Raw genomic sequence first — 22566 nt, forward strand, 5'->3', positions numbered from 1 at the left:
TTGTTTATCTGGGATTTTGTCGCTGATACGGTGTTAGGACAGATCATTGACTGGCTGTATGGACAGATTGTAGGTTTTTTGGGAGACTTTTTCATGCAGATGGGAAGTATGGGAGCTGATCTGTTTGAGATGAGCTGGGTGCGGTCCATTGTTCTGTTCTTTTCTTATCTGGCATGGGCACTTTATGTAACTGGGATTGTGGTGGCAGCTTTTGAGTGCGGAATTGAGTATCAGAACGGCCGCGGCAGTATCCGGGACACTGCCTTAAATGTGATCAAAGGTTTTCTGGCAGTAAGTCTGTTTAGCGTTGTCCCAGTAGAGCTTTATAAGCTCAGTGTTTCCCTTCAGGGAAGTTTTACTGCAGGGATTACGGGGCTTGGAAAAGATATCGGGACAGTAGCATCCGAGATCATCCAATCCTTAAAGGATACGGCTACCTGGCAGGATGCGGCCACATCGGGAATTTTTGGAGGACTGGGAAGTATCACCAGTCCTATTTTCATGATCTTTCTCCTGATTATGATGGGGTATGCAGTGATCAAGGTGTTTTTTGCCAACCTGAAGAGAGGAGGCATCCTTTTGATCCAGATTGCGGTGGGTAGTCTTTATTTATTCAGTGTGCCGAGGGGATATATTGATGGGTTTGTTGGCTGGTGCAAACAGGTAATTGGTCTGTGTCTGACCGCATTTTTGCAGGCAACGGTTTTGATTGCGGGGTTGATGGTTGTTAAGGATCAGGCCCTGCTTGGCTTGGGGCTTATGCTGTCAGCGGGAGAGATTCCACGGATTGCAGGCCAGTTTGGGCTGGAAACAGGAACAAAGGCCAATGTCATGGGAGCGGTCTATGCAGCACAGGGAGCCGTCAATCTGACAAGAACCGTTGTGCAGGTGGTTTCCAAATAGAGAGAGGACGGTGAAGAATGGAACACAACAAACTGGTATATATTGCATCTCCCTATTCTGGAGATGTAGAGCGGAATGTAGCATTTGCAAAGGCAGCCTGTCGTTATGCCATGAAGCAGGGGGTTACGCCCATTGCCTCCCATCTGTTATATCCGCAGATGTTGGATGATAAAGTACCGGAAGAGAGAAATCTTGGAACAGGTATGGGACTTCGAATCCTAAAAGTGTGTGATGAGATTTGGGTGTGTGGAAATGAACTGTCCTCGGGGATGGAGCAGGAGATCCGTGCGGCAAGACGGTTTCGGATTCCGCTTAGGCGGGTCAGTGAGCAGGAGATTGGATGGGGGCTGTGTGAAGCACCGGTACAGAAGGGAATGGAGATGGGCGGATGATGACACTGGGCAGCCTGTTTGACGGGATTGGAGGATTCCCCCTGGCGGCAGTCCACTGCGGGATCGTGCCAGTATGGGCCAGTGAGATCGAATCGTTTCCCATGAGAGTAACGCAGCTCCGGTTTCCCGAAATGATCCATGTAGGGGATATCACAAAACTGGATGGTGCAAAGTTGCTGCCTGTGGATGTGATCTGTGGAGGCAGTCCCTGTCAGTAGCAGGACTTCGGAAAGGGCTGGCGGGAGAACGTTCCGGACTCTTTATGGATCAGGTGCGTATTGTAAAGGAGATGAGAGCAGAGAATGAAAGACGAGGGATATCAGATGACCTTGTTCGACCTCGATACCTCGTTTGGGAAAATGTCCCCGGAGCATTCAGCTCCGCAAACGGGGAAGACTTCCGGGCGGTCATCGAGGAGATCGTCCGCATTAAGGAATGTACCTGTCATGTGCCTCGACCTGACACCGGGAGCTGGGAACCTGCTGGGGCTGCCATTCTGGGAGATAGGTTCAGCCTGGCTTGGAGAGTCCTGGATGCTCAATACTGGGGAGTCGCCCAGCGTCGCCGTAGGATCTTCCTTGTCGCAGATTTTGGAGGACTCACCGCACCCAAAATATTATTTGAGCAGGAACGCCTGCTTGGGGATCTTGCGGAGAGCCAAGGCCAGAGGAAAGGAACTGCCGCCGCAGTTGGAAACAGCCCTCCAGATTCAGGCTGGTGTGGAGCAGAAAAGGAAAGACAGGTGAATTTTTATATACTTTCCATGGAAACGGCAGAAAAGAAAGAGGTGTGTTTGTGTCTCAATGACCAAGGCGGCGAGCGGATGGATGTTTCTATCAATGTGACTGCCACACTGCGGGCGGGGATGAGCGGTCATCCTCCTCTGGTGATGGGCAGCCAGCAGGGAAATGCGGGGATTGGTGTGGATCTGTGTCCGACTCTTACAGAGGCGGCAGGAACCAGCGGGAATAATCAGCCGATCCTGTTTGAGAATCATGGAATTGATGCCAGATATACGGGACCGCATGAGGTGGCACCAACCATGTCTGCACGGTATGGGACTGGCGGCAATAATGTTCCTTTGGTCTCGGAAATACCAGAGAGTTACTGTATTGCCGGCAACATCATTGACAGGGAGGTGCAGAACGGCGGAAATGGTCTGGGATGTCAGGCAGACATTTCTTATACCCTGACTAGTGCAGACCGCCATGCGGTGTTCAGCCGGCAGAGAAGCGATGAATTCTTAGAAAACAAGGTAACAGCAACCCAGAGTACCAGACAGCATAAGGATGCCATGGATCTGGTGTGTGAACCCTATCAGGATACAGTAGGGACCATTGGGTATACGGATCATAAGGGGATCAACAACCAGTATGTCAGTGAAGACAAATGCATTGTGGAGAAGCGGAAGCTGATCCGGCGGCTGACCCCTTTGGAATGTGAACGGCTTCAGGGATTCCCGGATCATTGGACGGACATCCCCGGAGCATCTGACAGTGCCAGATATAAAGCGTTAGGAAACAGTGTAGCGATTCCATGTGTGGATTTTATTCTCCGTGGCATCGCTTATTTTTTACAGCAGATGAAGGGGGATAATCCCTAACATTAGTGGTTCTGCTCCAGTTTTAAGGCAATCTTTGTTGGGTATCGCCCTGGCTATCTCATCTCTTTGTGGATATACTTGGCTTGTAAAAATGAGGAAAGGAGATCGTAATGGAAGAGCGTAAGAAGAATTTATGTGCCATGATTCCAGAATCTCTGCATAAGAAAGTGCGGGAAGAACAGGAAGAATGGGGAATCAAGCTGAACGAGTATATGGAACGGCTTCTAAAAGACCACTTTGAGAAGGGAGAAAGAGAGATGGAAAGCGGAATGAGGACACTGGCATTTCAGGTATCCGAGGAGTTATTCCAGAGGGTGAAGGTTCATTTAAAGAAGACTGGGCAGAGCCAGAAAGATTTTGTGATCGGACTGATTGAAGAAGCAATCCAGACGGCAGAGAACGAGGGGCATGAGGAAACAGAAGTGTAAAAAAGAAAACGACTACCGCCGGCAGATGAAAATGATGCCGGCGGTAATTATTTTGGAGGTGAGCGATTGTATATTTATCCGGACCATTTGAAATCAAAAGCGACCCTGTGGCTGTGGCAGCTTTGGGATATCGGGATCCTTGGTGTGTGTGGACTGGTTTCGATTTTAGCAGTCACGCAGGCTGGGTGTTTCCCACCCATTGTTTTGACCGGAGTGTATGGGTTTCTGACGATCCGCCTTGGCGATACCAGTATTCTGGATTTTATCCGTTATGCCTGTGAATATTTCTTTATCCGACAGCAGTTTTTTGAATGGAGGCAGGAATGAACAGAGAGAAAAAGAGAGCAAAAAAAGAGGCCGACAGGCGACTTTCTACACGCCAGTTTATCGGTGCAAAAGAGGTAACGGACTACAGCCTGGTTACCTATGAACACGGGGAACTGGTGTATTTTATTGTGAAGCCAACCAATATCTCAGTGCTTTCAGAAACCAGTATCGGTGCCAGGATCTATGCCCTGATGACGGTACTCAAAGGTGTGGCAGAGATTGAAATGCTGTGTTTAAACAGCAGAGAGAGCTTTGAAGATAATAAACGGTTCCTGCGTACCCGGATGAAGGAGGAAGAAAATCCGGTGGTGCGGAAGCTTTTAGAGAAGGACCAGACTCATCTGGACCGGATCCAGGTACAGATGGCGACTGCCCGTGAATTCCTGATCATGATTCGCCTGAAAGATGAAAAAGAGTCGGATATATTTCCATATCTTTCCAGAATTGAGAAATCCCTGAAGGAACAGAGCTTTTCTGTCAAGCGGGCAGGCAAAGAGGATATCAAACGGATCCTGGCAGTTTACTATGAGCAGAACGTAACCACAGAAAAGTTTGAGGATTTTGATGGGGAACGGTGGATCATCCCGGAGATTTGAGAAAAGGAGGAGCTGATTTGAAGAGAGAAAAGCGTATGTCGGCAGAGCCGATAGGAGATGTACGGGTTCAGGAATTTCTGGATATGATTGCCCCAGCTGTGATCAAGTTTGAAACAGACCACTTTATCTGCGGCAATACCTATCGCTGTGTGTGGGCATTAAGGGAATATCCGACTGCCACAGAGGAGCAGGCGATCCTGTCCCATCTGGGAGAGAAGGATGGGGTAACACTTCGCATTTATACCCGCCATGTCACTCCGGTGGAGGAACGAAAGATCATCAGCAATGCAGCCAATAAGAATCGGATGGATCGGAGCAATACCAATGACTTACAGCAGACGGTACTGGCAGAAAGCAACTTGCAGGACGTGACGACCATTGTGGCTCAGATGCACCGCAACCGGGAACCGCTTCTGCATACAGCAGTATATCTGGAACTGTGTGCCCATGATTTAGACCAGTTAAAGCTCCTTCAGACCGAGGTACTGACGGAATTGATCCGATCCAAGTTAAATGTGGACCGTCTGATGCTTAGACAACAGCAGGGATTCCAGTGTGTGATGCCAAGCGGCTATAACCGGTTTCGTAACCAGTTTGAACGGGTGCTTCCGGCCAGCAGTGTGGCAAATTTGTATCCGTTTAATTATTCGGGAAAGACGGATCCCCAAGGGTTCTACATTGGACGGGATAAGTTTGGAAGTAATGTTCTGGTAGATTTTAACCGCAGGGCAGATGACAAGACCAATGCCAATATCCTGATTTTAGGAAACAGCGGTCAGGGAAAGAGCTATTTATTAAAGCTTCTGTTAACCAATCTGCGGGAATCCGGGATGCATATCTGTGCGTTGGATCCGGAGATGGAGTATGAGGATCTGACCAACAACCTGGGGGGATGTTTTATTGATCTGATGAGCGGGTATTATATCATCAACCCGCTGGAGCCAAAGACCTGGGACGATGCAGGAAGCCCGGAGGATCTGGATGCTCCTCAGACTTTTCGCATCCGATCCAGACTGTCCCAGCACATCAGCTTCTTAAAAGATTTTTTCCGAAGCTATAAAGACTTTACGGACCGGGAGATCGACGTGATCGAGATCATGCTGCAGAAACTGTATGTAAGGTGGGGACTGACGGATCAGAGTGATTTTGACCGCCTGGATTCGGGGGATTACCCGATTCTGTCTGACCTGTATGCCTTCATAGAAGAGGAATACCGGGCATTTGATGCGAAGAACTATCCTCTTTATACTGCAGAGATGCTCCAGAGTATCCTGCTCGGTTTAAACTCTATGTGCGTAGGAGCAGAGAGTAAGTTCTTTAATGGGCATACCAATATCACCGATGACAGTTTTATTACCTTTGGAGTAAAAGGTCTTTTGCAGGCCAGCAGGAATTTAAAAGATGCCCTGCTCTTTAATGTGCTTTCTTTTATGAGCGATGAGCTGTTGACGCAGGGCAATACGGCAGCAAGTCTGGATGAGTTCTATCTGTTCCTCTCCAACTTAACTGCTGTGGAGTATGTCCGGAACTTTATGAAGCGTGTGCGAAAGAAAGATTCGGCAGTTATCATAGCCAGCCAGAACCTGGAAGATTTTAATCTGGATGGAGTGAAAGAATATACAAAGCCACTGTTTTCCATTCCGACCCATCAGTTCCTGTTCAATGCTGGAAGCATTGATGCCAAATTTTATACGGATACCCTGCAGCTGGAAGAAAGCGAATACAACCTGATCCGCTATCCGCAGCGGGGAGTATGCCTGTATAAATGCGGAAATGAGCGGTACAACCTGATGGTCCATGCACCGGAGCATAAGGCGAAGCTGTTCGGAAAGGCGGGAGGACGCTAAAAGGGGAGACTGTGAATGGAGTTAAAGGAGCAGAAATTTGGCATTGAGATTGAGATGACCGGCATCACCCGTGCGAAAGCGGCAGAAGTAACAGCAGGGTATTTTGGAACCAGAGTGAAATATCTGGGAACCTATTATGACACTTATGCAGCCATTGACACAGAAGGGCGTCAGTGGAAGTTTATGAGCGACAGCAGCATAACCGCACAGCAGAAATTGAATGGAAGAAAGATAAGTGCGGGAAGAGAATACCGGACGGAGATGGTAAGTCCCATCTGTCGTTATGAGGATATTGTGACGATTCAGGAGATCATCCGAAAGCTGAAAGAATACGGTGCCCTGACGAACGGAAGCTGCGGGATCCATGTGCATATCAATGTGGAACCGTTTGATGCAAGAACCCTCCGAAATATCACCAATATTATGGCATCCAAGGAAGATCTGATTTATAAAGCCCTGGGAGTGTCTGTGGAACGGCAGCACCAATGGTGCCAGCCAGTGGAACAGAGGTTTTTGGATGAGTTAAATCGGAGAAAGCCAAGAAGCATGGAAGCTGTAGAGCGGATCTGGTACAACGGAGAGAGCCGGAGGAATGCACATTATGATGATAGCCGTTATCATTGTCTGAACCTTCATTCTGTCTTTCAAAAAGGAACGGTAGAATTCCGCCTGTTCAACGGGACGCTCCATGCAGGTAAGATTAAGGCGTATATTCAATTTTGTCTGGCGATTGGTGCTCAGGCTCTTAACCAGTCCTGTGCCAGCAGAAGAAAGACACAGACCACGAATGAGAAATACACCTTCCGCACCTGGCTGCTGCGGCTGGGACTGAATGGAGAAGAATTCGCTACAGCCCGTCAACATCTGCTGGCGAATCTCCCAGGGTGCATTGCCTGGAGGGATCCGGCTCAGGCGGAAGCTCAAAAGGAACGGATGCGGCAGAAGAGAGAAAAAGAACTGGAGGAGCGGAGCCAGAGACAGGAACCTATTTCTCCAACTGGAGAACCAGAATCGGCCGGGGAGGCAGAAGAACCCCCGGCTTTTATGATGCGAATGTGACAAGGAGGATCCGTGTGAATAGAAAACCAAGACTTTATGTTGCTTATGGAAGCAATCTGAACTTGACGCAAATGGCATTTCGGTGTCCGACTGCAAAGGTAGTAGGGAAGGGAGAACTGAAGGATTATGAGCTGTTGTTTCGGGGAGGCCGCAGGGGAGCTGTGGCAACCGTAGAACCAAAAGAGGGGAGTGCTGTGCCGGTACTGATATGGGATATCCAGAAAAGAGATGAGGAATCGCTGGATCTTTATGAAGGATATCCCAATTTTTATGACAAGCAGATGATAGAAGTCGAGATGGACGGAAAGACAATATCTGCCATGGTGTATGTGATGACACCAGGACATTCATTTGGAATCCCATCGGATCACTATGCAAATGTGATCTGGGAGGGCTATGAAACGGCAGGATTTGATACACAGGTTCTGGAGGATGCCATTGAACATGCATTTGAGATGGTGCAGAAACAGGAGAACAGCCAGGACTTTCGCCAGCAGAGCCTGTTTGGAATAAGCGGATATGGGGAAATCAAATAAAGCCCTGCAACATAAGCAGGACTTATTTTTGTGAGAGCTGGATGGATTGGATATAGGCACTGAGCAGCTGTTCTACAAGTGGCAGATACTCAGGATTTAAGCCAGAAAGCATGGCATGGATGGCAGACAGATCGTTCTGGGATTCTGTTCCAAAGAGAATATAATCAGCAGATACTCCAAGAGCATTGCAGAGCTTACTCATGGTTTCTGCAGTGAAACTGCCGGTGCCAAGTTCGATTGTGCCGAGAAAAGAACTGGCGAGATCCGCCTTTTCGGCAAGTGCTTCACGGGAATATCCCAGTGCTTCGCGGGCTTTTCGGATACGACCGCCAACTTCCACATTAAATTGTTTTTTCAAACCATCACCACCTGACATCCTTGATAGAGATAGTTTACCGCACACAATCGAATATAAACATCATGGATACAGGTTGAATAATAACCTTGATAGGATATAATGAAGGGAGGAAACCTATGGCAGTACCAGCTGCGATTCTGGCAGCGAAAGCCGCAGTGCTTACAGCGTCCAGCGAGAGAGGGCGGATGGTGGTTCTTTCTGTTGTTGCGGCACTTTTAACACCTTTTCTTTTGATTGTTACCATGCTCCTGTGTACCCTTTCTGGAACTGCAGACCATAATATTTCTGCTGTCCAGCTGTCCTTTCATGGGGGATATTTATCTTCAAAGGTGCCAGCAGAGTACCGGATGTATATCGAAAATATGCAGGATAGCTTCGGAAAACTGGACGGTGTGCTAAGTGAGATCAATGGAATGATAGAAAGCGGGGAGATAGATCCTTACCGGGTAAAAGCAATCTTTTATGCCCTGTTTTTTGGTGAGGATCAGCCCCGGATGGACGAGGAGGACTGCCGGGCATTCGCAGATTGCTTTGTGACATATGAGGAGAGGGAGGATGAAGAGGGGGAAACTTATACGGTTGCAGTTCCAATCCAAAGTTTGAATACAGTTTATGAAAATCTGGCTTCAGAATTAAATCGGGAGATTTTCCTGGAAGATAAAACCAATGCACAACGGATTTATACGCTGGCGAAATATGGGGTTAGTGTGCCGGGAGGGAACGGACTTCCTCCTGGACAGGCAATGGGAGATGGAAGTTTTTCTGTTCTGATGGCAGAAGCAACCCGCTATATTGGATATCCCTATGTGTGGGGAGGAAGCTCTCCAGCTACCAGCTTTGACTGCAGCGGATACATCTGTTGGGTCTATACGCAGTCTGGGGTGTACCATCTTTCACGGACAACAGCCCAGGGGATTTTTGACCAGTGTGCAGTGGTATCCAGAGAGGAGGCAAAGCCTGGGGATTTGGTTTTCTTTACAGGAACCTATGCAGCTTCCGGGGCAGTGAGCCATGTAGGGATTTATGTTGGGGACTCAAAAATGCTGCATTGTGGTTCTCCAATTGGTTATGCCAATCTTAATTCTTCTTACTGGAGCACCCATCTGTATGCATTTGGAAGGCTGGCTGCAATCCCAGAATAAGGTATGAAGATAAAAAAGTTGGTGCGGATCTGCCAGGGAGATTTATGGATATTTGGTATCGACTTTCGGAACAGGATCGGGTATTGTGTGTGGCTGAAAGGAGGGAAGTACCTTATGAATGAGATGATGGATCAGTTGGAGCAGGTGATTGAAGAGCGGGTTATGCAGCTGAAAGGAAAAATGGAAGAGGAAAAAAGTCAGACCGATCAAGCCGAAAAGGAGGAGTATATCATGCATGTGGAACGAATCCTGAATAGCCTTTCAGAGGAAGAGAGGGAGTGGCTGGATGATCAGATGATGAAAAAGCTGGATGTACCAAATCAGGAACGGCTGCGGTATTACAAGGCAGGGCTGGCAGATGCTATCGAAGTGATGCGTTACTTGAGGACTTGATTTTAGACAAGGGAGCGGCTGTGAGAGCAGCCGCTTGTTCTGGATCCAGAGAGAGGAGGATGTAAATGAGAACAACCACGTTGACGGTTAGCTTTAATACAGAAAAACTGGATGCTTTGAAATTTCATATGGAGAAACGGGATGCGGATCTGCAGGCAGAGTTAAATGATACGGTACAGAAACTGTATGAGAAATATGTTTCGCAGGCCACCCGTGAGTACATTGATGATAAGGTGGCGAGAGAGGTTTTATCTGCCAGAGATCGAACCCGGAGGGCAGAACGGTCTGCAAGACGGGTAGAAAATCTGGCAGAGACGGCAGGAGAGGCATAAGAGCGGAGAAAGAGGATGCTGTATGGTGCAGATGGAAGAAGCACATAGCCTTTTGTAAGCCCTTGTGTGCCCCCGTGTCAGGCTTTAGACAGCCAGGTGGCATTCGTGTACCCTGGTGGGGAATGAAGGCGGTGTTGGGCAAATGTGAAAGAAGGTTCTGAAAACAGTGGAATAGGCAGAGAAAATGCTGAATTCCAGAGGCTTTTGGCAGGGTCGAAATGTGTGCAGGTTAAAGGGGGTATGCTGCTTTTGGCAGCCTACCCCTGGAAAACACCGACCGGCAAAGCCGTTCGGGAAATCTGGTTTGAATACTTTTGGAAAAGGCGGTCGAAAGAATGGTGCTGGATTTTTGAAAGTGGCAGGATTTTGGAGGAAATGAGAGAGAGTTTGTGAATACCTGGTAAGGAGGGAACGATGGGGAGCGAAAACGCGAAAGTCCGTGTTGGGATTTATATTGAAAAAGCTATATTAGAACAGGCAGACGGGTTGTTGGAGACTGCCAATGTGCGTTCCAGAAACGAATTTGTAGCAGAAGCACTTAAATTCTATATGGGATATCTTCTTGCAGGAAAAGCAGAAAATTATTTTTTGCAGTCACTGGCTTCTGTGCTTACGGGAACCGTTCAGGATAGTGAGAACCGTCTGGCCAGGATGGACTTTAAGATAGCAGTGGAATTGTCCAAGCTCTCACAGGTAATTGCCTACACTCATGATGTGGATGAAGAATCTTTAAACAGGCTGCACGTAAAATGTGTTGATGAAGTGAGACGGATCAATGGAACTGTGAAGTTTGAAGATGCGTATCATTATCAAAAGCGGGATGTGTAGATATTGTTGGAAAGGAAACGATGGAAAGAGAATTTATTTGTACTTCCCTCTAGTTGTGTGATGAATTTTCAGAAGAGATAAAAAATAGATTTGTCCTTTACGATGCAATAACTCATCGATTATAATATACTAAGAAATGAATCGAGGTGTAGAATTTTGAATGAGAGAGAACAAATCATTCAACTATGGTTCAAAATGTGGCTTACACAACAGGATCTTGGTATGGATGACATTTTTGCGGAAGACGTGATTTATACTGAAAGCTGGAGTCCAAAATATAATAACCGTCAAGTTGTAAAACATTGGTTTAATGAATGGAATACACGTGGCAAGGTGATGGAGTGGAAGATCAAGCAGTTCTTTCATAAAGATAACCAGACGGTTGTAGAGTGGTATTTTAAAAATGAAATGAATAATGGGAATATAGAGGAATTTGACGGAATGTCCTTGATTGTATGGACAGCAGATAATAAAATAAAATCATTAAAGGAGTTTGGATGTAACTTAAACAATTATAATCCTTATGAGGATAGTGATATGCCTAAATTTAGAGATGAAAAGACTAGTTGGTTTTAATTAGAAACAGAAAAATTATATGTGTTAATCTGGCCGAGGAGGCTTGATTATAAAAGTAAAGATAAAAACGCAACGTATGCAGTGATGCATACCAGAGCCGGTAGGTAGCCCGGCCGTCCTGTATATCAGGGTAAGTAACCTGCCCCTCCGGGTTGTCCATTCTTTGCTCATTTCAATCATTAAGGAGGGATTGCCATGAGTATAAGGACAGGCAAGCTGACAGTGTTTTTTGAGGAACCATTTTGGGTAGGTATTTTTGAGAGAGTTGAAAATGGGAAACTTTCCGTTTCCAAAGTAACATTTGGAACTGAACCAAAGGACTATGAGATATGGGAATTTGTGCTAAAGGAATATGATCGTTTGCAATTTAGTCCATCTGTGGAGGTTACTGAAAAGGAACTAACAAAAAACCCAAAGAAGCTCCAGCGTGAAATTCATAAACAAATGTTGGATAGGGGCGCTGGAACAAAATCTCAGCAAGCACTAAAGCTGCAGCAGGAACAAAGGAAACAGCAGCGTAAGTCTAAAAGCCGGGAAGACAAATTGGCAGAAGAGAAAAAAATGTTTGACTTAAAACAAAAAAAGAAAAAAGAGAAACATCGAGGGCATTAAGAATGTAATGTATTCTTACACAAAATTTGGTTTGAGGTAAACGATGGCATCAAGTAAAAATTATTTACAATTTGTTTTAGAGCAGCTGTCCGAGTTGGATGAAATTACATATCGGACTATGATGGGAGAATTTATTATCTATTATCGTGGCAAGATCGTAGGAGGCATTTATGATGACAGACTGCTTGTAAAACCCACAAAGTCAGCAATTGCCTATATGACAGATCCGGTATATGAAGTACCTTATGAGGGAACAAAAGAGATGCTGCTGGTAGAGGAGGTTGATCAGAAAGAATTTTTGACAGGACTGTTCCACGCGATGTATGATGAACTGCCGCTGCCCAAACCCAAAAAGAAAAAATAGGTATTGCGAAGGGAAAACAAATAAATGGACAAGGCAATTTTGTATATACATGGTAAAGGTGGAAATCCGAAAGAGGCAGAGTATTATAAAGCGCTCTTTGAAGAATATGATGTAATTGGTTTTGACTATTCCTCACAGTTACCTTGGGAAGCGAAAAAAGAGTTCCCCAGATTGTTTGATAACCTATGCGGAACATATGAAACAGTAACAGTGATTGCGAACAGCATTGGTGCTTTCTTTGCTATGAGTGCTTTGGCAGACAGCAAAATAGAGAAGGCATACTTTATTTCTCCGGTTGTAGATATGGAAAGATTGATTCGGAATATGATGCAGTGGGCGAATGTGACCGAAGATGATTTGCAGAAACAGAAAGAAATCCCGACATCCTTTGGGGAAACACTTTCCTGGGCTTATCTTTGTTATGTGAGGGAGCATCCTGTTACCTGGACTGTTCCAACGCACATTCTGTATGGAGAAAAGGATAACTTGACATCGTATGAAACAATAGCTGAGTTTGCAGATAGAATCGGAGCAACACTTACAGTTATGGAAAACGGGGAGCACTGGTTTCATACGAAAGAGCAGATGGACTTTCTTTCTGACTGGATCAAGCAATGTACATGATATGTTCAAATGTTGAAACTATGTAACGGAAGAAGATGTGATAAAATGTAAAAGGAGCCATGGTGTGTGATAAGCCATAGGTTCCTTTTTGCTTTCTAAAAAGGAGTAACATGGCAAAACTTATTTTTACTTCCCGATATTTAAAAGATGCAAAACCATCTCAGAAAGAAAATTATGTCCATTACATTGGAACGCGGAAAGGGGTAGAGAAAATTGATACAAGTAAAAAGCACCTCCCAGCAACGGTGAGTCAAAAGAAGTTAGTGCATCAGCTCCTGCAGGATTTTCCGGCGACAAAAGAAATGCTGGAGTATGAAGATTATCAAAGAAAACCAACAATCGAAAATGCCTCGGAATTTATTTCCTGTGTATTGGAACAAAATCTTGATATAGCAGCGACGCGAAAAAATTATGTGGATTATCTGGCGCATCGTCCCCGTGTAGAAAAGATTGGTGAGCATGGTCTGTTTACAGATGAGGGAGAACCGATGGTTCTTGGACAGGTGCAGAATCAAGTGGCAGATCACAAGGGAATTGTGTGGACCCATGTGATTTCCCTTCGGCGCGAGGATGCAGCCCGGTTAGGGTATGACAGTGCTGTTCAGTGGATGGCATTGCTGCGTTCCAAACGGGCAATGCTGTGTAAGCATATGAAAATTGACAGCGCCAATCTGAAATGGTACGCTGCATTTCATAATGAAAGCCATCATCCCCATGTTCATCTATTGGTGTACTCAGTAAAAGATGGAGAAGGGTATCTGACAAAGCAGTCGATTGAGGCCATGCGTTCTGAGCTGGCGCATGATATTTTCCGTCAGGATTTTGCAAATATTTATGAGGAACAGGCGCAGTCTCGTATGGATTTAAAGGAACGGTCGGAAGTTGTAATGAAGACATGGATAGATGAAATACGGGCGGGGACGCTTAAGAGTTCGGAAATTGAAACCAGTATGATGCAGCTTTCTAAACGGCTGCAAAATACAGGTGGGAAAAAGGTTTATGGCTACCTGAAGAGAGATGTGAAGGATCTGGTCGATCACATCGTAGACGAGTTGGAGAAAGATGACCGGGTGTCTGCCCTGTACCGGGAATGGGGGCTATGGGAGGATGAGATTGTGAAGACCTACCGAAAACAGACGGAAGAATTACCGCCTTTATCAAAACAGCCTAAATTAAAAAGTATCAAAAATATGGTGATTGCAGAAGCATTGAGGCTTGGCAGTCATCATTTTTTGTTTGAAGAGAATGAAGATGGATACTCAGAACCAAAGGACGATTTTTTTATACAAGAACCAGATCCGGTAGCAGAGCTGACAGGGGAACTAGATTCGGACTATGCGGTGGAGGAAGTCAAGCAAGAGCTTTTTCCTAATGGCAGAAAAGAAAAATCCAGTTCCAATTGGTGGACAGATGGATATATACAGGCTAGGAATTATTTGTATGGCAGCGATTCTACATTGCAGGATTTTGAAAAGGCATATCAGAAGTTCCTTCAGGAAGCAGAGCAGGGGAATGGGTTTGCCATGCACGACCTTGGTCGAATGTTTGCGGATGGCTTGGGACGGGATGCGGATGTGGGGCTGGCACAGAAATGGTATGAGAAAGCATTGGAAGCATTTCTTGTAAGAGAAGAATCCGTAAAGAAAAAGGAGAAACCATATCTGCAATATCGTATTGGGAAAATGTATGCTTCTGGTTTGGGAGCAGAACAAAATTATGAAAAGGCGGCACACTGGTTTTCTCAGGCGGCTGCAATGGATCATAAGTATGCCCAGTATTCTCTGGCTGGGCTTTACCGGCGGGGCCGGGGGGTGGAGCAAAATGATATACGGGCGTTTTCTCTATATATGAGTTCAGCAGAGCAGGGGAATCCTTATGCCAGCCTGGAACTGGCGAAGATGTATAGGGATGGTTTTGGTACAGAGCCGGATTTACAGCAGGCAGAGTGGAGATTTCAGAATGCGTATTCCGGTTTTGTGGTTCTGGAAGAAAAAAGTCATGATGATAAACTCCAGTACCGGATTGGTCAGATGCTTCATACTGGAACGGGAACCAGCAAAGATGATGAGGGGGCGGCCAGGTATTGGGAAAAGTCTGCAAAGCTGGGGAATATCAATGCTCAGTATGCACTTGGAACACTCTGGCTGGAAACGGGAAGTGGAGACAGCGGCCAGGCAGTGGAATGGCTTACAAAAGCAGCAAATGCAGAGCACTCAGCCGCCCAGTATGTGTTGGGGAAATTATACCAGGATGGTGTGTATTTTAATAAAGATATGGATCAGGCCATGAAATGGTTCCGCTCTGCAGCAGAACTTGGAAATGAATATGCTGCATATCGGATGGGATGTTTGTTGCTTTTGGGGGAGGAAATACCGAAGGATGTGGAAGCGGCTGTGAAGTGGCTCAGCCTGTCAGCGGAAAAAGGAAATCCATATGCGCAGTATCGGCTTGGAATGCTATATCTCAAGGGGGAAGAGTTTTCTCCTCAAGTGGAAGTGGCAATGAAATGGCTTCAACAGGCAGCGGAGCAGAAAAATGAATGGGCCTTTTATCAGTTAGGGAAGTTATATCTTTCAGGAGAACATGTAACGAAAAATGTGGAAACAGCAGTACATTACCTGGGACTATGTGCGGAAAAAGGAAACCAGTATGCTCAGTATGTGTTGGGAAAGTTATATCTCTGTGGCAGAGATGTTTCCCGTGATCGGGAAAAGGCAGTGGAATATCTGACAGCATCGGCAGAACAAGGAAATCTGTATGCCAGTTTTTTACTGGAACATCTGGATGCATATCAGGATCCGTCCTTGTTTCTGGCAGCAACCAGACTGCTTCATCATCTGGAAAAGCTGTTTTGCGAAGAAGTACAGAGACCAATGGAAATGAAGCGGTATCAGATTGATCGAAAACGTCGGTGGAAGCTGGCAGAGAAAAAGCAGGCTCAGGGATACAAACGGGATGATCGGGAGCCGGTACAAGGCAGTTACTGACAAAGGAGGAAGGCATGGGAGGATTTATTTATTTTACAGAAGAACAGAAGCAAAGGGCCAATGCGGTAGATCTGGAAGATTTTCTTTCCAGACAGGGAGAGAAACTGCTTCGTTCTGGAAGAGAAAAACGGTTGGCCAGTGATCACAGTATTACAGTAAGAGGAAACCAATGGTATGATCATGCAACAGAAAAGGGAGGCTGTTCCATTGATTTTGTGCGGATGTTTTACAATCAGAGTTTTCCGGATGCAGTTACTATGCTGTTGGGAGGGGAGCAGGGGGAAGCATATAGGGAAAGCATGAAGCAGGAACAGGAACCGAAAAAACCATTTATACTTCCGGAGGCCAATCGGACGATGCACCGGGCTTTTGCATATCTGGTAAAGACACGCTGTCTGGATCCTAAAGTCGTGTCTGTATTTGCAAGAAGACATATGATTTATGAAGACGCCAAATACCACAATACAGTTTTTGTGGGGTTTGATGTGGATGGAATTCCACGCCATGCCCATAAGCGAGGAACCTGTCAGCAGGGGAAACCGTTTAAGGGAAATGTGGAAAGCTGCGATCCAAGATACAGTTTTCACTGGATTGGGAAAAGCGATACGGTGTATGTATTTGAAGCACCGATTGATATGCTGTCTTTTATTTCCATGTATCAAAAGGAGTGGATGGAGCATAGCTATGTGGCACTCTGTGGGGTGGCGGAACACGCACTGGTACAGCTTCTTGAGGATGTACCACACCTTTCCAAAATCGCTCTGTGTCTGGATCATGATAAAGCAGGAATCGAGGCAGGAGAGCGGATCAAAAGACGGTTGTCTGAGCGGGGATACGGAAATGTGTTCCCGCTCTTTTCTTATCAGAAGGACTGGAATGAAGATCTCCAGGCATTACAGAAGCCGCCGCCGGAATCTATAGTAGAACGCCAGACAGTAATGCAGATGATGTGAGGGGAGGGAATACCAATACAGGGAATTTTTATGTTTGTGTGTATCGGATTGGGAATGTTTGCAGTGATCGGAGGTCTTGCTATGTTGTCCAGCCACTATACACTCAATGGGATCAAATCAAAAACTGTGGGGGATGGGCAGTACGGGACTGCCCGGTTTGCGACGGAAAAGGAAATCAGGGAAACATACGCCCATGTACCCTATGAACCAGAGCAATGGAGAAAAGGAAACCATCTTCCGAACGAGCAGGGGCTGGTGGTTGGGTACAAGAAGAAAGGAAATTCCATTACAGCACTGGTAGACAGCGGAGATATTCATTGCCTTATGATTGGAGCAGCCGGCGTAGGTAAGACTGCCAACTTTTTGTATCCAAATATCGAATACGCCTGTGCGTCCGGGATGAGTTTCCTGACTACAGACACCAAGGGAGATCTGTTTCGGAATTATGCAGGGATTGCAAAGGAATGTTATGGATACCGGATTTCAATTCTGGACCTGCGGAATCCTACCCGCTCGGATGGAAACAATATCCTGACACTGGTGAATAAATATATGGATGCGTATCTGGAGAATCCAAAGAATCTGGCAGCTAAGGCCAGGGCAGAGAAGTATGCAAAGATTACGGCAAAGACCATCATCAGTTCCGATGGGGCATCGGCCAGTAGCTATGGGCAGAATGCCTTTTTCTATGATGCGGCAGAAGGACTACTGGCATCGGTCATTTTGCTGATTGCAGAGTATTGCCCGCCAGAGAAACGCCACATTATTTCGGTGTTCAAGCTGATCCAGGATCTTCTGGCTCCATCTCCAGTGAAGAACCGGAGCCTGTTCCAGCTACTGATGGATAAGCTGCCGCCTACTCATAAAGCGAAGTGGTTTGCAGGGGCAGCCCTAAACTCTGCGGATCAGGCAATGGCCTCCGTATTGTCCACGACCATGTCCCGGCTCAATGCGTTTCTTGATTCAGAAATGGAGCAGATCCTGTGCTTTGACAGCACATTGGATACGGAAACGTTCTGCAGGGAAAAGTCAGCAATTTTTATTGTGCTGCCAGAGGAAGATAACACGAAGTATTTTATGGTATCTCTGTTTTTACAGCAGCTCTATCGGGAAATGCTCATGATCGCTGATGAGTGTGGGGGAAAACTTCCAAACCGGGTGATGATGTTTGCGGATGAAATTGGAACTATCCCAAAGATCGAGTCCATGGAAATGATGTTCTCCGCAGGACGTTCCAGACGGATCAGCATGGTTCCCATTATTCAAAGTTTCGCACAGCTGGAGAAGAATTATGGAAAAGAAGGTTCCAGTATTATCATCGATAACTGCCAGGACATTCTGTTTGGAGGCTTTGCACCCAACTCAGAAAGTGCGGAGATTTTATCAAAAGCACTGGGAAACAGAACCGTTTTGTCTGGTTCTATTTCCAGAGGAAAAAATGATCCCAGCCAGAGCCTGCAGATGATGAGCCGGCCGTTAATGGCTCCGGAGGAATTAAAGACGCTTCCCAAAGGTCATTTTGTGCTGGCCAAGACAGGAACCTGTCCCATGAGAACCCAGCTTCCTCTGTTCCTAAAATGGGGAATCCAGTTCGGGGAAGCCTATGAGGTGGCAGAACAGGCAGCCAGAACGGTGGCTTATGCGGACCGGTTTGAACTGGAACAGGAGATTGTACGGAGGCAGACTGCCTGTGAAGATGAGGAAGAGTGGGAGGAGGGGAGATTGGAAGAAGAGGGAACAGGAGAGAGCCAGTTTGAGAAAGCATATGAAGAGGAGCATCGAAAATGTAAATGGAGGCATGATTCCCCTCCAAGACCGCCGCTTAGGACAGACTAGAGGAGGATAGGTGTGGGATATTTTTCGAAGATTTATGCATCTGAACTGCCCCATCGGGCCAAAGCTGTCTATATGTACCTGAAAGACCGATGCAATGCAGAGGGACAGTGTTATCCGGCAATTGGTACCATTGCAAGGGAGCTGAATCTGTCACGAAGGACGGTAGAACGGGCAATCCAGGACTTGGAAAAGGCTGGTCTACTTCAAAAAGAGCAGCGGTGGAGAGAAAATGGTGGCAGAAGCAGCCTTTTATATACCTTGATTGAGTACAGTTAAAAGAAAAGTGCCACCAGGGGGGACATCTGCCCTTCTGGTGGCATAAGGGATATAGCATTGTGGCGTATCCTGCTAAGAGAACACTTGAAAATTATCATAGGCAGAAAAAGAAATACTTTAGAAAGACTATTTTTCTGTATGGGAATGCCCCAGCATTTCGTGGACTGCAGCCAGGATTACTTTTTTATCTCTGGCAGTTAGCTCCATGAACAGCCGGAGGAGTTCTTGGTCTTCTTTATCGACAAAAGACAGCTGAGGATGGATCAGGGCGTCACCAGGGATGTTGAGCAGGTGTGCTAAGCGAAGCAGGACTTCCAGGCTGGGACGTTTTTCGCCTTTTTCAAGCCCCATAAGAAAGCGGGGGGTGATATTGACCTGTTCAGCTACCTGTTCCTGTGTCAAGCCTGCCCGCTTTCTGGCAGTTTTAAAAATAGCTCCCATATAAGATGTATTGAAAACCTCCACTGATAGTTCACCTCCACTGTCATTTTACAGTTCTTGTTGAAAGAAATGAACGCTCTAATAATTCTTGCTATACATGAACTAATAGTTCAAAAAGATGGTGTGTTAACATTTTATGAATTGCTTTTTCTTTATGAAATCTTCAAAATAGAAGTTTATCCTTTTTCTTATAATTAATTATAAAGAGAGGATACGACAGAATATGAGTAAGATTTTAAAAACAACAGACCTTTGTAAATCTTTCAGCGGGCAAAGTGTCGTAAACAACTTATCACTGAATATTGAAAAAAATTCCGTTTATGGATTATTGGGGCCGAATGGAGCAGGAAAATCCACAACACTAAAAATGATCACAGGTATTTTGAGGTCGACTTCTGGAAGTATTGAATTTGACGGTCATACATGGAAGCGCAGCGATTTAAATCATATCGGAGCATTAATTGAAATGCCGCCTCTTTATGAGAACTTAACTGCCTATGAAAATCTGAAAGTTAGGACAATCATTTTGGGATTGCCAGATAAGAGAATTGACGAAGTGCTGCAAGTTGTCCGACTGACTGGAACAGGCAAGAAGCGAGCCGGACAATTTTCTCTTCAGTTTTACTGGTAATAGTGAAATTTCTCTTAAAATTTCTTTTTCCTCTAATTCGATTCCTATCACATCTACTTCTTCAATGTTGTACTTAGGATGTCTATTTCTATATCTGATTTGATTTTTGCAGATATTGATACAAACACACATTAGCCATGCTTTTTCATGTTCTTGATTATTTAACTTAGGTTTTTTTAGTAAATATCTTACATACGTTTCCTGAACCGCATCCTCAGCATCTTGGACATTAGACAGCATAAACACTGCTATTCGATAAAGATTGTCCATGTACTCGATAAACAATTCCTCTGTTTTCATTTATTTTTACCTCTCTATATAAAACACACCATATAAGCCGTTATGGTGACATATTATTTGAAAAAATTTATTCGGCTTTCATTTGTTTCTTTGATTCATTATTTGAATGCTAAAAAAGGCGGTAGCATATTCGGCTATCGCTGAAGTTTGATAATCAGCGTTCGATATGAACATTGCAGGATAATAGTTTCGTTATATCAGGAAAACGGTTATAAATGTAGAAAATCCCGGCGAGTGTCGGGACTTTGTGGACGGTCTGGGTAATACTATGGTATTGCTCATTCTTTTTTCAAATCGTTATGAAATCTTCAAATATGTTATGTAATATTAAATTTTATATCTAATTTTCGATTATCTGCATAAATACTATACTTTCAAGCATTTTGAAGTATAGTAAAACACTCATTTTACCACGAATTTACCACTATTGAATGAGCCTTGATATGATAATGAAACAGCACTAAAAAGACACGATTGACACCTGCGTGGTGTCTTTTGTTAAAAAGCAGTCAATCATAAAGACTAACTGCTCTGTGTGTAAGGATATAAAATTGTTTCTAATCTTGAATAGGTATCCAAATTTCAATAACTGAATTATCACTATTCCAATGAAAACGATAATCATATTTTTCAAAGTGTAGGATAATATCTTTTATAGGAATATACGATGTACTAGGAATAATTTCTTGATAAATCTTGCCATAAGTTTCATATATTTTATCCATAGCACCAATATGCTCCACAACCAAATATTTATAAGACGGTATTTTTTTATACAGAAAGCCCTCTGGGGTAATGGCTCTTTTGGGAATAGAACAGAAATAATAAAGTTTTCCATTTCTTCTTTCCATAAAAGCATATTTTACCCAATTTCCCGAGTGTGAAAGATACGCTTTTTTCAAACTACTGTTAAACTTTCTCCAAAACTGTGTACTAATCTGAATATTCTTTTTTTGATAATCAGTAAGTTCTACTTCCTGCCCAATAACTGCAAATGCGTTTAATTCCTTTATAGAAAAATTTATCATTTTACCTTGTGAGCAGTGATAACGGTATAACTGTACGCATTTACCGTTATAATACAATTATCAATCGTTATATACCAGTTTTTTCCTTTTCTTATGATTTCCGCATTAGAAAGACTAATTCTTTCTTTGCACCATTCAATTACATTTTCTATATTCAAAGACAAATTCTTTTTAATTCTAATAACGCCAAGTTCAGTCGTGTGGAGTCTGTCTAAGTTTTCCAGTAATTCATTTTCCATATTTTGATACCTCATTTTTCAACAAATTTATTTGTATGTTTTATATCCCAATTATACCATCCTCATATCAGTATCACAATAAAATTTTATGCACCGATAATCTTGTTGAACAGCTCTAACAGTACATTAGTTTGTCATTCCAATTGGAAATTTAGGTAAGAAAAAGCAGACAATCAAAAAGACCAACTGCTTTGTGTGTATGGATATGAAATTGTAAAACTAGAGGCTGTTCATTTTTTCTTTTTAGGTTTTGGCGTTGGTAGTTCATCATACATCACATCAAATAAACCTGTCAAAAAATCTTTATTATCCACTTCTTCGATTAATAACATTTCTTTAGTATTTTCGCATGGAATTTCATAGATAACTGTTGGTATATAAGAGATTGCAGACTTTGTTGGTTTTACAAGTAGCCTATCATCATATATATCGCCAACGATTTTTCCGCGATAATAGATAGTAAATTCTCCTATCATTGCACGATATGTTATTTCTTGTAAATAAAGAATACAAAAAATGTAATTCCTATATTGCAAAAAAAGATATTCTGTTAGAGCATATGAAGATAAGCCTGTAGAAAAAGAAAAGCTGGATAAAATATTGGCTTCCGCCCATGTTGCACCAACTGCGGCGAATTTACAGCCAGTCAAATTATTGGTGGTACAGGATAAGGAACGGCTAAATAGTATTGCAAAGGCTGGAAATATTTATAATGATTACTTATAGAGCATGAAATAGGTATATGTGGAAATAATGCAGCTGCCGAATCAATCGCTTGAGTTTGGAAATTCAAGCGATTGATTCGGTATATAGGTTACTTATAAAATTATAATTATGATGAAAACGGGAACCAGCATCCAGATGACTAAAAGCCAGGGGAATTTCCGTCCTATAAACCAGCTAATGAGGATATCAATCAGTAATATCGGGATTAGAAGCAGGCAGCCGGGAATCA

The 22566-nt window shown here is 44.4% G+C and carries 25 protein-coding genes and 3 pseudogenes; 23 read left to right on the forward strand and 5 right to left on the reverse strand.

Going from position 1 to position 22566, the window contains the following annotated elements:
• From BN3656_RS06505 to BN3656_RS06545, 9 genes and pseudogenes are all read left to right on the forward strand, one after another.
• Complete coding sequence (locus BN3656_RS06505) at positions 1-903, forward strand: conjugal transfer protein TrbL family protein (RefSeq protein WP_066545478.1); 903 nt, start codon at positions 1-3, stop codon at positions 901-903.
• 17 nt (positions 904-920) lie between these two features.
• Positions 921-1295, forward strand: a complete 375-nt coding sequence (locus BN3656_RS06510; RefSeq protein ID WP_066545481.1) for a DUF4406 domain-containing protein — start codon at positions 921-923, stop codon at positions 1293-1295.
• A pseudogene (locus BN3656_RS06515) lies at positions 1292-2898 on the forward strand (DNA cytosine methyltransferase). The gene BN3656_RS06510 and the pseudogene BN3656_RS06515 overlap by 4 nt, the downstream one beginning before the upstream one ends.
• Before the next feature lie 110 nt (positions 2899-3008).
• Positions 3009-3326, forward strand: a complete 318-nt coding sequence (locus BN3656_RS06520) for a 4-oxalocrotonate tautomerase (protein ID WP_066545488.1) — start codon at positions 3009-3011, stop codon at positions 3324-3326.
• A 66-nt stretch (positions 3327-3392) separates the two neighbouring features.
• On the forward strand, positions 3393-3653 hold the full coding sequence (locus tag BN3656_RS06525; RefSeq protein WP_066545505.1) for a hypothetical protein: 261 nt from the start codon (positions 3393-3395) through the stop codon (positions 3651-3653).
• The gene (locus BN3656_RS06530) at positions 3650-4249 is read left to right on the forward strand and encodes a hypothetical protein (protein WP_066545508.1); all 600 of its coding nucleotides are present in this window, start codon (positions 3650-3652) and stop codon (positions 4247-4249) included. The genes BN3656_RS06525 and BN3656_RS06530 overlap by 4 nt, the downstream gene beginning before the upstream one ends.
• 35 nt (positions 4250-4284) lie before the next feature.
• The gene (locus BN3656_RS06535; RefSeq protein WP_066546152.1) at positions 4285-6096 is read left to right on the forward strand and encodes a DUF87 domain-containing protein; all 1812 of its coding nucleotides are present in this window, start codon (positions 4285-4287) and stop codon (positions 6094-6096) included.
• 15 nt (positions 6097-6111) lie between these two features.
• A complete protein-coding gene (locus tag BN3656_RS06540; protein WP_066545511.1) occupies positions 6112-7155 on the forward strand; it encodes an amidoligase family protein in 1044 nt (347 codons plus the stop codon).
• A gap of 14 nt (positions 7156-7169) precedes the next feature.
• The gene (locus tag BN3656_RS06545) at positions 7170-7691 is read left to right on the forward strand and encodes a gamma-glutamylcyclotransferase family protein (RefSeq protein WP_081422882.1); all 522 of its coding nucleotides are present in this window, start codon (positions 7170-7172) and stop codon (positions 7689-7691) included.
• Between the two features lie 22 nt (positions 7692-7713).
• On the opposite strand, the gene BN3656_RS06550 is transcribed toward BN3656_RS06545, so the two are convergent.
• Complete coding sequence (locus BN3656_RS06550) at positions 7714-8049, reverse strand: helix-turn-helix transcriptional regulator (RefSeq protein ID WP_066545513.1); 336 nt, start codon at positions 8047-8049, stop codon at positions 7714-7716.
• A 116-nt stretch (positions 8050-8165) separates the two neighbouring features.
• On the opposite strand from BN3656_RS06550, the gene BN3656_RS06555 reads away from it, so the two are divergent.
• From BN3656_RS06555 to BN3656_RS06615, 12 genes are all read left to right on the forward strand, one after another.
• Positions 8166-9191: a C40 family peptidase gene (locus tag BN3656_RS06555; RefSeq protein WP_066545515.1), complete on the forward strand. Its 1026-nt coding sequence runs from the start codon at positions 8166-8168 to the stop codon at positions 9189-9191.
• Between the two features lie 114 nt (positions 9192-9305).
• Positions 9306-9584 (forward strand): chemotaxis protein, encoded by a 279-nt coding sequence (locus BN3656_RS06560; RefSeq protein ID WP_066545520.1) that lies wholly within the window; start codon positions 9306-9308, stop codon positions 9582-9584.
• A 65-nt stretch (positions 9585-9649) separates the two neighbouring features.
• Positions 9650-9916 carry a DUF6103 family protein gene (locus tag BN3656_RS06565; RefSeq protein ID WP_066545523.1) on the forward strand — a complete coding sequence of 89 codons (267 nt, stop codon included), beginning with the start codon at positions 9650-9652 and terminating at the stop codon, positions 9914-9916.
• Positions 9917-10330: 414 nt separating this feature from the next.
• Entirely contained in the window at positions 10331-10744 is a 414-nt protein-coding gene (locus tag BN3656_RS06575; protein WP_002593797.1) for a hypothetical protein, read from the forward strand.
• A 156-nt stretch (positions 10745-10900) separates the two neighbouring features.
• On the forward strand, positions 10901-11320 hold the full coding sequence (locus tag BN3656_RS06580) for a nuclear transport factor 2 family protein (protein ID WP_066545529.1): 420 nt from the start codon (positions 10901-10903) through the stop codon (positions 11318-11320).
• Between the two features lie 195 nt (positions 11321-11515).
• Positions 11516-11932, forward strand: coding sequence for a YjdF family protein (locus tag BN3656_RS06585; protein ID WP_055650616.1), 417 nt, complete (start codon positions 11516-11518; stop codon positions 11930-11932).
• Positions 11933-11975: 43 nt separating this feature from the next.
• Complete coding sequence (locus BN3656_RS06590; RefSeq protein WP_066545531.1) at positions 11976-12296, forward strand: TfoX/Sxy family protein; 321 nt, start codon at positions 11976-11978, stop codon at positions 12294-12296.
• Between the two features lie 24 nt (positions 12297-12320).
• Entirely contained in the window at positions 12321-12920 is a 600-nt protein-coding gene (locus BN3656_RS06595; protein WP_055650618.1) for an alpha/beta hydrolase, read from the forward strand.
• 110 nt (positions 12921-13030) lie between these two features.
• The gene (mobP3, locus tag BN3656_RS06600; protein WP_066545534.1) at positions 13031-15907 is read left to right on the forward strand and encodes a MobP3 family relaxase; all 2877 of its coding nucleotides are present in this window, start codon (positions 13031-13033) and stop codon (positions 15905-15907) included.
• A 14-nt stretch (positions 15908-15921) separates the two neighbouring features.
• The gene (locus tag BN3656_RS06605; RefSeq protein ID WP_066545536.1) at positions 15922-16860 is read left to right on the forward strand and encodes a DUF3991 and toprim domain-containing protein; all 939 of its coding nucleotides are present in this window, start codon (positions 15922-15924) and stop codon (positions 16858-16860) included.
• 30 nt (positions 16861-16890) lie between these two features.
• A complete protein-coding gene (locus BN3656_RS06610) occupies positions 16891-18696 on the forward strand; it encodes a VirD4-like conjugal transfer protein, CD1115 family (protein ID WP_242962957.1) in 1806 nt (601 codons plus the stop codon).
• A 12-nt stretch (positions 18697-18708) separates the two neighbouring features.
• Positions 18709-18972, forward strand: a complete 264-nt coding sequence (locus BN3656_RS06615) for a helix-turn-helix domain-containing protein (RefSeq protein ID WP_066545538.1) — start codon at positions 18709-18711, stop codon at positions 18970-18972.
• A 126-nt stretch (positions 18973-19098) separates the two neighbouring features.
• Here BN3656_RS06615 and BN3656_RS06620 read toward each other — a convergent pair whose 3' ends face one another.
• Positions 19099-19437 (reverse strand): helix-turn-helix transcriptional regulator, encoded by a 339-nt coding sequence (locus BN3656_RS06620; protein WP_066545541.1) that lies wholly within the window; start codon positions 19435-19437, stop codon positions 19099-19101.
• Positions 19438-19636: 199 nt separating this feature from the next.
• Here BN3656_RS06620 and BN3656_RS06625 point away from each other — a divergent pair.
• Positions 19637-20029, forward strand: a pseudogene (locus BN3656_RS06625) (ATP-binding cassette domain-containing protein); the annotation flags it as partial.
• Between the two features lie 872 nt (positions 20030-20901).
• Here BN3656_RS06625 and BN3656_RS06635 read toward each other — a convergent pair.
• From BN3656_RS06635 to BN3656_RS06645, 3 genes are all read right to left on the reverse strand, one after another.
• Positions 20902-21372: a GyrI-like domain-containing protein gene (locus BN3656_RS06635; RefSeq protein ID WP_066545546.1), complete on the reverse strand. Its 471-nt coding sequence runs from the start codon at positions 21370-21372 to the stop codon at positions 20902-20904.
• Positions 21369-21611, reverse strand: coding sequence for a DUF3781 domain-containing protein (locus tag BN3656_RS06640; RefSeq protein ID WP_066545556.1), 243 nt, complete (start codon positions 21609-21611; stop codon positions 21369-21371). The genes BN3656_RS06635 and BN3656_RS06640 overlap by 4 nt, the downstream gene beginning before the upstream one ends.
• 230 nt (positions 21612-21841) lie before the next feature.
• Positions 21842-22129 carry a competence protein TfoX gene (locus tag BN3656_RS06645; RefSeq protein ID WP_096807424.1) on the reverse strand — a complete coding sequence of 96 codons (288 nt, stop codon included), beginning with the start codon at positions 22127-22129 and terminating at the stop codon, positions 21842-21844.
• Between BN3656_RS06645 and BN3656_RS06650 the strand changes: the two are divergent.
• Positions 22128-22325 (forward strand): annotated as a pseudogene (locus BN3656_RS06650) (nitroreductase family protein); the annotation flags it as partial. The gene BN3656_RS06645 and the pseudogene BN3656_RS06650 sit on opposite strands and share 2 nt — an antisense overlap.
• Positions 22326-22566 lie beyond the last annotated feature (241 nt).

The sequence above is a fragment of the Clostridium sp. AT4 genome (assembly GCF_001517625.2).
Classification (GTDB): domain Bacteria; phylum Bacillota; class Clostridia; order Lachnospirales; family Lachnospiraceae; genus Enterocloster.

Excerpts from the sequence above, each read along its gene's own strand:
- BN3656_RS06565 (WP_066545523.1), top strand. The coding sequence starts at position 9,650 with ATGAGAACAACCACGTTGACGGTTAGCTTTAATACAGAAAAACTGGAT.
- BN3656_RS06530 (WP_066545508.1), top strand. The coding sequence starts at position 3,650 with ATGAACAGAGAGAAAAAGAGAGCAAAAAAAGAGGCCGACAGGCGACTT.
- mobP3 (WP_066545534.1), top strand. The coding sequence starts at position 13,031 with ATGGCAAAACTTATTTTTACTTCCCGATATTTAAAAGATGCAAAACCA.
- BN3656_RS06590 (WP_066545531.1), top strand. The coding sequence starts at position 11,976 with ATGGCATCAAGTAAAAATTATTTACAATTTGTTTTAGAGCAGCTGTCC.
- BN3656_RS06595 (WP_055650618.1), top strand. The coding sequence starts at position 12,321 with ATGGACAAGGCAATTTTGTATATACATGGTAAAGGTGGAAATCCGAAA.
- BN3656_RS06560 (WP_066545520.1), top strand. The coding sequence starts at position 9,306 with ATGAATGAGATGATGGATCAGTTGGAGCAGGTGATTGAAGAGCGGGTT.
- BN3656_RS06610 (WP_242962957.1), top strand. The coding sequence starts at position 16,891 with ATGTTTGTGTGTATCGGATTGGGAATGTTTGCAGTGATCGGAGGTCTT.
- BN3656_RS06535 (WP_066546152.1), top strand. The coding sequence starts at position 4,285 with ATGTCGGCAGAGCCGATAGGAGATGTACGGGTTCAGGAATTTCTGGAT.
- BN3656_RS06510 (WP_066545481.1), top strand. The coding sequence starts at position 921 with ATGGAACACAACAAACTGGTATATATTGCATCTCCCTATTCTGGAGAT.
- BN3656_RS06540 (WP_066545511.1), top strand. The coding sequence starts at position 6,112 with ATGGAGTTAAAGGAGCAGAAATTTGGCATTGAGATTGAGATGACCGGC.
- BN3656_RS06575 (WP_002593797.1), top strand. The coding sequence starts at position 10,331 with ATGGGGAGCGAAAACGCGAAAGTCCGTGTTGGGATTTATATTGAAAAA.
- BN3656_RS06555 (WP_066545515.1), top strand. The coding sequence starts at position 8,166 with ATGGCAGTACCAGCTGCGATTCTGGCAGCGAAAGCCGCAGTGCTTACA.
- BN3656_RS06585 (WP_055650616.1), top strand. The coding sequence starts at position 11,516 with ATGAGTATAAGGACAGGCAAGCTGACAGTGTTTTTTGAGGAACCATTT.
- BN3656_RS06605 (WP_066545536.1), top strand. The coding sequence starts at position 15,922 with ATGGGAGGATTTATTTATTTTACAGAAGAACAGAAGCAAAGGGCCAAT.
- BN3656_RS06635 (WP_066545546.1), bottom strand. The coding sequence starts at position 21,372 with ATGATAAATTTTTCTATAAAGGAATTAAACGCATTTGCAGTTATTGGG.
- BN3656_RS06520 (WP_066545488.1), top strand. The coding sequence starts at position 3,009 with ATGGAAGAGCGTAAGAAGAATTTATGTGCCATGATTCCAGAATCTCTG.
- BN3656_RS06640 (WP_066545556.1), bottom strand. The coding sequence starts at position 21,611 with ATGGAAAATGAATTACTGGAAAACTTAGACAGACTCCACACGACTGAA.